This is a genomic window from Exiguobacterium sp. B2(2022), from assembly GCF_028823655.1.
Lineage (GTDB): Bacteria > Bacillota > Bacilli > Exiguobacteriales > Exiguobacteriaceae > Exiguobacterium > Exiguobacterium aestuarii_A.
Genome location: NZ_JAPEHX010000081.1, coordinates 1 through 10,264, shown reverse-complemented (window position 1 = coordinate 10,264; position 10,264 = coordinate 1). Strand labels below are relative to the sequence as shown.

Below are 10,264 nucleotides of genomic sequence, written 5' to 3'. Positions count from 1 at the left end.
TCATTTGCTCGTGATGATAAGCGCGAATCTCGGTCGTGCTTGGAAGGTCGTATACACGTTTCCCATCGAGGAAAATCGGTTGTAACAACCGTTTGACGTTAAAGTTGCGTGTCTTGATTTTGAAGGCAGGGTCGCGGACGTCAATCAGGTCGATTTCACTATACGATTCGACGGGTTCGTCGGCAAGGGCGATATAGTCCCCTTTGAACTTTTTCGTTTCCTTGTCGATGATGCGGTACAACTCTTTCTTGTGAGGTGTCGTCGTCTTCACTTTAGAAGAAGATACTTTGATGACCGGTTTTAATTCTCCGGATTCATCCTCACGGGCGACCAATTTATAGACCATGCCAAGCGCAGGTTGTTCGTAAGCCGTGATACCGCGCGTCCCGACGAGGAATGTATCGGCTTCTGCACCTTGCATGCGTAAGTCTTGAATGACGTATTCATCTAAATCACCAGATACGACGATTTTGACATAGTCGAGACCGGCTTCATTCAACGCTTTCCGAGCACGTTTTGACAGATAAGCGAGGTCACCTGAATCGAGTCGTACAGACTTGAGGCGGTGTCCTTTCGCCTCGAGTTCTTTTGCGACCGTAATCGCGTTCGGAAGACCGGATTTGAGTGTGTCATACGTATCAATCAGGAGACTTGTGTTGTCTGGATACATCTCTGCAAACGAACGGAATGCACTCAACTCATCATCATGGAACTGAATGTCCGCATGTTCCATCGTCCCTCCTGTCGGCACGTCGAAATCACGTCCGGCAGACACGAGACTCGTCACGTCAAAGCCAGCGATATAAGCGGCGCGTGTCCCGTAATAGGCGGCATCGACCCCTTGGGCGCGACGCGCTCCACCTTCGAGAAGTGTCTCGTTCGGAGCGGCCTGACGAATCCGGGCATACTTCGTCGCGATGAGTGATTCGTGGTTCGCGATATTGAGTAGCGCCGTTTGGAACAGTTTTGCTTCAAAGATGGTCGATTCGATTCGGACGACTTGCTCGTGTGGGAAGATGACCTCTCCTTCACGGACACTATATAGTGAACCAGTGAACTTAAAGTTTCGTAACACATCTTCGAACTCGTCTTCGAAACCGAGCTGCGCTTTTAAATAAGCGATGTCTTCTTCTGTGAACGAGACGTTCTCCAAGTAGTGGACAATGTTTTCGAGTCCTGCGAATACGACATAACCACCGCTGAACGGGTTCGAACGGTAATACAGGTCAAAGACGACCTTTTCGTTATGGCGACCTTGCTTCCAGTAGATATACATCCAGCGAGGGAGGTAAAGGTCTGTGTGAAGTGCTAAATTGCGATGTAACATAAGTTTTCCTTTCTGTTTTACGTCACTTTCCGACGACGGTCGCACCGAGAGTCGTGACGAAATGTTCGAGCGCCCATTCATGACCGACCGGGTTGAAGCTTTGGACGGCATCGGCGTGGACGACGATTTGATAACCGAGATTGTAGGCATCTACGGCTGTATGGAGCACACAAATGTCTGTGCAGACACCGACAAGATGAACTTCTGTAATCCCACGTTCCCGAAGACGAAGGTCAAGGTCTGTTCCAGCAAACGCACTGTATCGTGTCTTGTCAATCCAATGGTCCGCTGTTTTGGATGCTTCTTTCACCGCACCATACAATTCACGACCTTCCGTCCCACGAATATTGTGAGGTGGGAACAACGTCGTTTCAGGATGGAACGTGTCGCCTGCATCATGGACATCGTTCGCGATGACAACATAATCCTCGGTCGAGAACGTTTTGATTAACTCGACAATCCGTTCTTCAATCTCTTGCCCGGGTTTCCCACAAGTCAAACGACCACTGTCTGCGATAAAATCAAATGTATAATCTATAACAATCAATGCGCGCATGGGAGATGCTCCTCTCTCGTAATCAAAATGATGGCTATCCATCTCATTCTAAATCATTATACATCATGCGCGGAAGATTATTTTTCTCCGGTTTGGGTAGATTAAGACAGTAGACTGTATAGGGAAAGGGGATTGTGACGATGGTATTATCACAAAGTGAATTGACAGATGAACTGTCACGGTTAAACGGTTGGGAAGAAGTGAACGGGGAGATTCAGAAGACATATCGGCTTGAGACGTTCCCAGAAGCCATCCAGTTCGTTCATCTCGTCGCGGATTTGGCTGAATCGCTCGATCATCATCCGAATATCTTGATCGAGTATCGGAACGTAACATTGACCGTATCGACCCATGACGAAGGGGGTATCACGGAGAAAGACATCACACTCGCGAAAGGGTGTGAGGAGCTTGTCTAAACTGTATATGACCTTCGCGTCAGGTAGTGTGGCCGAGCGTCTCCGGAAAGAGCCGGGAGTGGTCGCGGCAAATGGACATGAAACGATTCTACTTGCAGAAGGAGGAAAATCTCCGTTCAAGAGTGGAAAAGTGTTTGAGATTGAAGAGGCATCTGGCGAATTCGTCAAAAAAGGAAATATTTTATATGCGAACGTGCCGACGGATGAAAATGCCCGTTCGCTCCTGTTTCATCAATTGTTGACAGAAAAGGCGCCGCTCGGGGTCGGGCATGATGGGTTTTCGGCGTATCGTCTAGGTGTCGACCCGGACGACAATCATGCGGTCGTATTCATTCAATTTACATCTGGAGGGAAACACTTCCGAGACACAGCGGACTACGCGGTGCTTGAAGATCGTTTGAAACGGGCGGTCGAACAGCGCGGTGCAGGTCCTGTTATAAAACACTATGTCGTCACCGAGTCAGATAATCTATAATAAAAGATAACGTCATGTTAGGGGAGGATTTTTATGAACAAGAATTATTTCTGGTTGGGGATGGCTGCGGGCGCAGTAATCGGCGCAGCGGCATCACTTCTCCATAGCGAAACACGCGATCAACAAGTGAGACAATTGAAAGGCATCAAGTCGAAGTTGAAGTCATCGAACACGTCGACTGAAGCACATGCAGTCGGTCTTCAAGCGTCATCGAAAGGCAACTTGAAAGACCGAGTCATGGAATGGAAATCGCTCTACGAAGAAAACCAAGATACGATTCAAAACCTCGTCGAAGACGTGAAGGATTTAGTCGATGCGCTTCAAGAGGCTCGTCATAAAAATCAAATCTAATCAAACGACGGCCGTTTTTTGTTTCCTTACTTATAGGAACTGCGCCAATAAGCCGAAAACTGCCAGTCCAATAATAATGTAGAAGAACCATTTTCCGTCCCCGGAATGAATAATTGGGGGCGCGTACGAACGTTGCTTATACTTCCCGTAGCGCATCGGGCGTGTATACGGAACGGCATACCGGGAGAGTGGAATGGCAAGTAAAAATCCTGCCAAAAAGCCATACACGTGGCCCCAAAGCGAAACGTTCGAACCGATGAGTGTAAAGACGGCACTGATGGCGACGAAGATATAGACCAAGCGGGCATCTTGGCTAAGCATCAACGTGCGGCGGAAGCGGCCGATGTACACATAGAATCCGAGAATGGCCAAGATGGCACCTGACGCACCAGCTTGTAGATAAAACAAGTTACTGACGGTGAAGTAGGTGAACAAGTTGGCAAGTGCTCCGGCGAATACATAAAATAGGGCAAACTTCACATGCCCGACCATACGTTCCATCGCTGGTCCGAAGATGATCAGCGCAAACGAATTAAATAGTAAGTGGCCGAGACTCAAATGAATAAAGTTGGCCGTCACCAAGCGATACCATTGCCCGTCGGCGAGTGCCAAATGAAACGACCCGCCTGTTGACACGATTCGTAAACCAGGAGCGAAAGAATCGATGACAAAAACAAGGAGTTGGATTACAATGAACAGCGTTACGAGTGGATATGCCCGTACAAACGTTTGTACATTTTCCGTACGACTAAACATAACATCACCTCTTTCTCCAATTGTATAGGGAAACAGGGAAAAAAGGAAAGGAGCGAGTGTCCTGTGATTGTAGGAATCGGAGTCGATATCGTCGAGCTTGATCGGATGGCTCGCTCGATGAAACAACCGCGTTTTTTAAAGCGCCTGCTCACCGATGCAGAGTATGAGTTTGTTCAACAATACCCACTGCCACGTCAAATCGAGTTTGTTTCGGGTCGTTTTGCCGCAAAAGAAGCTTATGCCAAGGCAATCGGAACCGGAATCGCGCACGGTCTATCGTGGCGCCACATTGAAATTTTACCGGATGAGACAGGTCGACCTGTCATGACTGCGCCGTTTTCGGGACGAATTCATGTCAGCATCAGTCATAGCAGTGCATATGCCGTCGCACAAGTCATCTTAGAAGAGGAGGGGCAACATGTTTCGTCCTAGTCGAATCGAGATTGATCGGGCGGCCATCGCCCATAACATACAAGAGTTAACACAACGTATCCCGCAAGACATCATGGCGGTCGTCAAAGCGAATGCCTACGGTCATGGGGCTGTTGAAGTAGCGAATATTGCCCTTCAGAACGGAGCGACGATGCTTGGGGTCGCTTTATTAGAAGAAGCAATCGAACTTCGGGATGCAGGGATCGAGGCACCGATTTTAGTCATGGAGGCGCAATTTCCCCGATATGCAGGGATTGCAGCAGAACGAGACATCACGTTGTCCGTTTTTTCTGCCGAATGGTTAAAAGAAGCTGCTGCTTATATAGAAGAAAAACCGTTGACAGTTCATATTAAAGTCGACACAGGAATGGGGCGTCTTGGTCTTCGTACGCGAGAGCAGCTTGATGCGTTGCTTGAAGAAGCGAACGATTCATTTGTCATTGAAGGCATCTACACCCATTTTGCGACAGCGGATGAACTTGATAGCGACTTGTACTATACACAACAAGAACGTTTCGAACGCTTGATGGATGGGCTACATGAGCGGTTCCGCTATATTCATACGTCCAATTCAGCAGGGGCCATCCGAATGGCAGGACAAGACGTTCCTTATAATCTGGTCCGTGTCGGGATTGCGCTTTATGGTTTATATCCGTCACATGAAATGGCGACATTCTATTCGTTTCTCCGTCCGGCCTTTACGTTGAAGAGCCAGCTGATGCAGGTGAAGCGTCTCGAGGCAGGTCAAACGATCAGTTACGGAGCGACCTATACGACACCGACCGATGAATGGATCGGTACAGTCCCAGTCGGATATGCGGACGGCTGGTTACGGAAGGCGAGCGGATTTGAAGTTGAGGTAAATGGTGTTCGTTGTCCGATTGTGGGACGCGTCTGCATGGATCGCTTCATGATCCGACTTCCAAAAGAGTTTCCGGTCGGTACGGATGTGACACTTGTCGGTGGAAACGTCGCCATTGATGAACTTGCGTCATATCTAGGGACGATTAACTATGAGATCGTTTGTCAGTTCACGAGTCGATTACCGCGTCACTATGTGTGAATCACAAATCGTGTGAAATTATCTGAATTCTTTCTCGATTTCTCTATATTTTCCCATTCCCGCGTGTTATATTGATAAAGAACGCGGGAGATTTTCCGCCAGTCCATGAAACGATTCTGGAGGTGTAAGATGTTGAAGCAGCGAACTGCGGGTGCGCTAGCGTCCGTCCCAGATCGGTTCTCGCAACAAGGGGGTCCGATTTCGATGAAAGACCGTGAAACACTGTCCTTGAACGATGTAGTGACATACTTGTCTAAAGAAATTGCTGATCGACAACAAACACTGCGTGAAGAATTGGCGAAAGGCTATCAAGAGATGGCCGCGTTTAACTTGAATATGGCAGAAGAGATGCTAACGATTGAAGCCGAAGCCGAACACGCTCTCTTACGTCAAGTAAGTGGGGTGTGAGCAGAGTGATCGTAAAGCGTGGTGACGTATTTTATGCGAATCTGTCGCCCGTAGTCGGCTCAGAGCAAGGTGGCGTTCGACCCGTTCTCATCGTACAGAACGACATCGGCAATCGCTTTAGCCCGACCGTCATTGTCGCTGCGATTACAGCTCAGATTCAGAAAGCAAAACTGCCGACTCATGTGGAAGTATATCAAGAGAAGCATGGACTCGAGAGAGACTCTGTGATTTTACTTGAGCAGATTCGAACGATTGATAAGCGTCGTCTGACGGATAAAGTCACTCATCTCGATGATGAGACGATGCATAAAGTTGACCGAGCGCTAGAGATTAGTATGGGATTGATCCCTCTCTAGCCTTACATAGATCAAGACTGGTACATAGGTATCGGTCTTTTTTTAAACATTTTTAAAAAAGTGGTTTAAGATTTTGATAGTGGGGAATTAAAGTAAATCGTACTCAATTTATCTGTACGGACATTTAGGAGGGAATAGACGATGGATTTATCGATTCGTGAGCAAGTCATTGGAGAACAATTACACCTTTACGTATCCGGAGAAGTGGATACATATACTGCACCAAAATTGAAAGAAGTATTGCATCCGGCCATCAGTGAACAAGATGTGGTCGTTCATTTAGATGAAGTGGAGTATATGGACTCGACAGGTCTCGGTGTGTTCGTCGGGGCGTTGAAAATCGCCACACGTAACGAAAAAGAGTTGTCACTTGTCGGGGTTACGGAGCGAGTCAATCGTCTATTCGAATTGACGGGTCTTCACAAACTTCTTTCAATTAATTCGAACGTAAGAGGTGGCACGCAATGAACAATGTTGAACAGACGGTCATGACGTTCCCGGCCAAACCCGAATATGTCGGTGTGGTTCGATTAGTCGTTTCAGGAATCGCTAACCGTATGGGATATACGTACGACGAGATCGAAGATATTAAAATCGCGGTCTCGGAAGCATGCGGCAACGCAGTCCAGCATGCATATGAAGAGCATCAAGATGGAGAGGTCAAACTCGCTTGTGGCGTATATGCAGATCGTCTTGAAATCACGATTGAAGATTCAGGCAAGACGTTCGCAGATGATGTGAAGCGTCAAGCGGCTCCGGTCGAAGAGACGACAGAAATTGAATCGCTCCACGAAGGAGGACTTGGTCTCTTCCTTATCGAAGCGTTAATGGACGATGTCTCGATCAATAAAGACAACGGTGTCAAAGTGACGATGACAAAACTCCTTAACAGGGACGAGGTGGATCAGAGTGCCAGCAAAATCTCAACAACGCCATCACAGTGATGACGAGGTACTAGAGTGGATTGAACGCTACCAACAAGACGATCAAAACGAAGAAGTGCAAATGCTACTCATCAATCGCTATTCGGACCTCGTTGAAGCACTCGCCCGTAAGTTTTCGCGTGGACGAGCGATTCACGATGATCTCGTGCAAGTTGGGATGATTGGTTTATTGGCGGCACTCCGTCGATTTGACCCAGAATTCGGTCGTAGCTTCGAATCGTTTGCCGTCCCAACCATCATCGGTGAAATCAAGCGATTTATCCGCGATAAAACATGGAGTGTCCATGTTCCACGTCGGATTAAAGAGCTCGGACCGAAAATTAAGAAGACGGTCGAAGAGTTGACGACTGAATTGCAACGTTCTCCGCGAATCGATGAGATTGCCGATCATCTTGGCGTATCAGACGAAGAAATTCTCGAAACGCTTGAGATGGGCAAGAGTTATCAAGCGCTATCGGTCGATAGTTCAATCGAAGCGGATAACGAAGGCAGTACGGTCACGTTACTCGACTTGGTCGGTAGCCAAGAGCGTGGATATGAATCGGTCGACCAACGTCTCATTCTAGAGAAAGCGTTCAACGTCCTAAATGAACGGGAACGCGCCATCTTAGAATGCGCCTACTATAAGAATATGAGTCAAAAAGAGACTGGAGAACTTCTTGGGATCTCGCAGATGCATGTCTCCCGTTTGCAACGGCGAGCACTCGAAAAGCTGCGTGAAGCCATCAAAGTCCCACTCAATGAAGTATTCTCAAGCGATGACTAATCGAGTCATCGCTTTTTTGTTTGAATGTTTGCTACACTTTGGAAGAGATCATAAAAGGAAGTGATTCAAGTGATTACGAAAGTGGCTAAGGCGTTAAACTTGAAAGTGAACCAAGTAGAGACGGTTCAACAGCTCGCATCTGAAGGGGCGACGATTCCGTTCATGGCCCGTTACCGGAAAGAAATGACGGGGAACCTGGATGAAGTCGAAATCAAAGCAATCTTGGACGCCCTTCAATATGAAGAAAGTCTGCAAAAACGGAAAACGGATGTTCTTGCTAAGTTAGAAGAGCTGGAAAAGAATACACCTGAACTAACGAAGGCGTTAGAGGCAGCGACAACCCTTCAGCAAGTGGAAGATATCTACTTACCCTATCGTCCGAAACGGCGGACGAAAGCGGAACAAGGACGTGAGAAAGGGTTGCAGCCACTTGCGGACTGGTTCCGAGACAAGTCTCCATACTCAACAGATGTGGTTGAAGAGCTCTCGAAGGGTGTAGCGCTAGAAGAAGCTCTTCCGCTCGTACATGCCATCATCGGAGAAGAATGGGGGGAAGAAGCAAAATTAAGACAGATGCTTCGTGATCGTGTTCGCAAAGAAGGATTGTTGCGTTCGAAGAAGAAAAAACAAGTGGAAGACGAAAAAGAGATCTTTGCGCAGTATTATGAATATGAAGAGAAAATTGCGGGGATTGTCCCACACCGTGTACTCGCCTTGAACCGTGGGGAGCGCACTGATGTCCTTCAAGTGAAAGTCATTTTTGACGAGACACGTTTCATGGATCAAGCGCTTCGTACATATGAGCGACTTCCCAAAGAGAAACGTGAAGTTGTCGAAGCGGCTGTGACAGAGGCTTATAAAAAATCTGTCTTCCCAGCCATTGAACGAGAGATTCGTGGTGAATTGACCGACAAGGCAGAGGAGCAGGCAATCGATGTGTTCTCGAAAAACTTAATACCGCCTCTTCGCGAGGTCGTCGTTTTAGGGATCGATCCGGCTTATCGCACAGGATGTAAATGGGCGGTCGTCAATGAAATCGGAAAAGTCGAAGAGGTCGGTGTCTTCTATCCGACGGCTCCGAAGCACGATATCGATGGAGCGGAGAAAGTGTTAACGAGACTCGCGAAAAAATACCCAATTTCCGTTATTGTTGTCGGAAACGGTACGGCATCAAGGGAGACCGAACAATTCGTTGCGGATTGGTTAAAGAAAGCAGAGCGTGAAATTGCTTACGCGATTGTGAACGAAGCGGGAGCGAGTGTCTATTCTGCATCAGAAGTGGCACGTAGTGAATTTCCGGACTTAAAAGTAGAGGAACGGTCAGCTGTCTCGATCGCACGCCGAATCCAGGATGCGATGGCGGAACTCGTCAAAGTCGACCCACAGTCGGTCGGTGTCGGGCAATATCAGCATGATGTGAGTCAGAATAAACTGAAGGCATCTTTAGAATTCGTCGTGGAGAGCGTGGTTAACATGGTCGGAATCGATGTGAACCGTGCCTCGGAGTCTTTATTGACTTATGTATCTGGACTGAACAAAACGACTGCCAAAAATATTGTGGCATATCGTGAAGAGAATGGACGCTTTGAAACGAGAAAGGAAATTAAGAAAGTGCCAAGACTTGGAGCGAAGGCATTCGAGCAGGCGGCTGGATTCTTGCGAATTATGAATGGGAAGGACGTTCTCGACCAGACGGAGATTCACCCAGAGAGTTATTCCCTCGCATTATCAATCTTAAAAGAAATCGGATCCTCGAAAGCTGAGGTCGGAACAGCTGCATTGCGTGAACGGTTACAACAAGTTGATGCGAATGTATTGAGTGAGCGATTAGATGCGGGAGTTCCAACTGTCGAGGATATCTTGAAGTCGTTAGCGAAACCAGGACGTGACCCACGGGAAGATATTCAAAAGCCGTTACTGCGCACGGACGTCATGAGTCTTGAAGACCTTCAAGTCGGAATGGAATTCCAAGGGACCGTTCGAAACGTCATTGATTTTGGTGCGTTCGTGGATATTGGTGTAAAACAGGACGGGCTCGTCCATATTTCGAAATTATCGAATCGCTACGTGAAGCATCCGTTAGATGTCGTGGCGGTCGGTGATATCGTTACGGTATGGATCGAACAGGTCGATGTGAACCGGGGACGAATTAGTTTGACGATGCTTGAACCGAACACTTAAATAAGAAGAAACTCGAATCAGGTAAAATGTTTTTCATTTTACCTGATTTTTTTTAGAAAAAGTGTTGACGGTCTTTTTGTACCGTGATATCTTATAGAAGTCGCCGAGAGACGGCATGCGAAATAAAAGTTTTTCTAAGAAAGTGATTGACAGGTTTCTGGTTTGCGGTTACAATATAAATCGTTACTTCGATAATTTCAAGCAACGTTCCGCAATAGCTCAGTGGTAGAGCA

14 protein-coding genes are annotated in these 10,264 nt (G+C 47.4%); 11 read left to right on the top strand and 3 right to left on the bottom strand.

What is annotated here, in order from left to right; translation table 11 throughout:
* Both ON063_RS13510 and ON063_RS13505 read right to left on the bottom strand, forming a co-directional pair.
* Positions 1-1,327, bottom strand: a 1,327-nt coding sequence (locus ON063_RS13510) for a nicotinate phosphoribosyltransferase (RefSeq protein WP_274665479.1), incomplete at its 3' end; no start/stop codon positions are given.
* A 22-nt stretch (positions 1,328-1,349) separates the two neighbouring features.
* On the bottom strand, positions 1,350-1,883 hold the full coding sequence (locus tag ON063_RS13505) for a cysteine hydrolase family protein (RefSeq protein WP_074034315.1): 534 nt from the start codon (positions 1,881-1,883) through the stop codon (positions 1,350-1,352).
* A gap of 140 nt (positions 1,884-2,023) precedes the next feature.
* On the opposite strand from ON063_RS13505, the gene ON063_RS13500 reads away from it, so the two are divergent.
* From ON063_RS13500 to ON063_RS13490, 3 genes are read left to right on the top strand one after another with little or no spacing between them, the layout of a single operon-like run.
* Positions 2,024-2,299 (top strand): 4a-hydroxytetrahydrobiopterin dehydratase, encoded by a 276-nt coding sequence (locus ON063_RS13500; RefSeq protein WP_015880543.1) that lies wholly within the window; start codon positions 2,024-2,026, stop codon positions 2,297-2,299.
* Positions 2,292-2,774, top strand: coding sequence for a hypothetical protein (locus tag ON063_RS13495; RefSeq protein WP_274665478.1), 483 nt, complete (start codon positions 2,292-2,294; stop codon positions 2,772-2,774). The genes ON063_RS13500 and ON063_RS13495 overlap by 8 nt, the downstream gene beginning before the upstream one ends.
* A 33-nt stretch (positions 2,775-2,807) precedes the next feature.
* Positions 2,808-3,125 (top strand): hypothetical protein, encoded by a 318-nt coding sequence (locus tag ON063_RS13490; RefSeq protein ID WP_015880545.1) that lies wholly within the window; start codon positions 2,808-2,810, stop codon positions 3,123-3,125.
* A gap of 30 nt (positions 3,126-3,155) precedes the next feature.
* Here ON063_RS13490 and ON063_RS13485 read toward each other — a convergent pair whose 3' ends face one another.
* Complete coding sequence (locus ON063_RS13485) at positions 3,156-3,881, bottom strand: rhomboid family intramembrane serine protease (protein ID WP_224862836.1); 726 nt, start codon at positions 3,879-3,881, stop codon at positions 3,156-3,158.
* A 63-nt stretch (positions 3,882-3,944) separates the two neighbouring features.
* Between ON063_RS13485 and acpS the strand changes: the two genes are divergently transcribed.
* The 8 genes from acpS to ON063_RS13445 all read left to right on the top strand — a co-directional run bounded on the left by acpS (position 3,945) and on the right by ON063_RS13445 (position 10,031).
* On the top strand, positions 3,945-4,313 hold the full coding sequence (gene acpS / locus ON063_RS13480) for a holo-ACP synthase (protein WP_271305978.1): 369 nt from the start codon (positions 3,945-3,947) through the stop codon (positions 4,311-4,313).
* Positions 4,300-5,376 (top strand): alanine racemase, encoded by a 1,077-nt coding sequence (gene alr / locus ON063_RS13475; RefSeq protein WP_274665477.1) that lies wholly within the window; start codon positions 4,300-4,302, stop codon positions 5,374-5,376. The genes acpS and alr overlap by 14 nt, the downstream gene beginning before the upstream one ends.
* Before the next feature lie 129 nt (positions 5,377-5,505).
* Entirely contained in the window at positions 5,506-5,784 is a 279-nt protein-coding gene (locus tag ON063_RS13470) for a hypothetical protein (protein ID WP_026824473.1), read from the top strand.
* A 5-nt stretch (positions 5,785-5,789) separates the two neighbouring features.
* Positions 5,790-6,140 carry a type II toxin-antitoxin system PemK/MazF family toxin gene (locus ON063_RS13465; RefSeq protein ID WP_026824472.1) on the top strand — a complete coding sequence of 117 codons (351 nt, stop codon included), beginning with the start codon at positions 5,790-5,792 and terminating at the stop codon, positions 6,138-6,140.
* 141 nt (positions 6,141-6,281) lie between these two features.
* The gene (locus ON063_RS13460; protein ID WP_214696023.1) at positions 6,282-6,608 is read left to right on the top strand and encodes an STAS domain-containing protein; all 327 of its coding nucleotides are present in this window, start codon (positions 6,282-6,284) and stop codon (positions 6,606-6,608) included.
* Positions 6,605-7,084, top strand: coding sequence for an anti-sigma B factor RsbW (gene rsbW / locus ON063_RS13455; RefSeq protein ID WP_214785646.1), 480 nt, complete (start codon positions 6,605-6,607; stop codon positions 7,082-7,084). The genes ON063_RS13460 and rsbW overlap by 4 nt, the downstream gene beginning before the upstream one ends.
* Positions 7,050-7,850 carry an RNA polymerase sigma factor SigB gene (gene sigB, locus ON063_RS13450; RefSeq protein ID WP_015880560.1) on the top strand — a complete coding sequence of 267 codons (801 nt, stop codon included), beginning with the start codon at positions 7,050-7,052 and terminating at the stop codon, positions 7,848-7,850. The genes rsbW and sigB overlap by 35 nt, the downstream gene beginning before the upstream one ends.
* A 69-nt stretch (positions 7,851-7,919) precedes the next feature.
* Positions 7,920-10,031 (top strand): Tex family protein, encoded by a 2,112-nt coding sequence (locus tag ON063_RS13445; protein ID WP_274665476.1) that lies wholly within the window; start codon positions 7,920-7,922, stop codon positions 10,029-10,031.
* The last annotated feature ends 233 nt before the right edge of the window (positions 10,032-10,264 follow it).

What these genes read in the sequence shown, in the direction of transcription:
- alr (WP_274665477.1), top strand. Translation starts at nt 4,300, where the DNA reads ATGTTTCGTCCTAGTCGAATCGAGATTGATCGGGCGGCCATCGCCCAT.
- ON063_RS13460 (WP_214696023.1), top strand. Translation starts at nt 6,282, where the DNA reads ATGGATTTATCGATTCGTGAGCAAGTCATTGGAGAACAATTACACCTT.
- ON063_RS13470 (WP_026824473.1), top strand. Translation starts at nt 5,506, where the DNA reads ATGTTGAAGCAGCGAACTGCGGGTGCGCTAGCGTCCGTCCCAGATCGG.
- rsbW (WP_214785646.1), top strand. Translation starts at nt 6,605, where the DNA reads ATGAACAATGTTGAACAGACGGTCATGACGTTCCCGGCCAAACCCGAA.
- ON063_RS13490 (WP_015880545.1), top strand. Translation starts at nt 2,808, where the DNA reads ATGAACAAGAATTATTTCTGGTTGGGGATGGCTGCGGGCGCAGTAATC.
- ON063_RS13500 (WP_015880543.1), top strand. Translation starts at nt 2,024, where the DNA reads ATGGTATTATCACAAAGTGAATTGACAGATGAACTGTCACGGTTAAAC.
- ON063_RS13485 (WP_224862836.1), bottom strand. Translation starts at nt 3,881, where the DNA reads ATGTTTAGTCGTACGGAAAATGTACAAACGTTTGTACGGGCATATCCA.
- ON063_RS13505 (WP_074034315.1), bottom strand. Translation starts at nt 1,883, where the DNA reads ATGCGCGCATTGATTGTTATAGATTATACATTTGATTTTATCGCAGAC.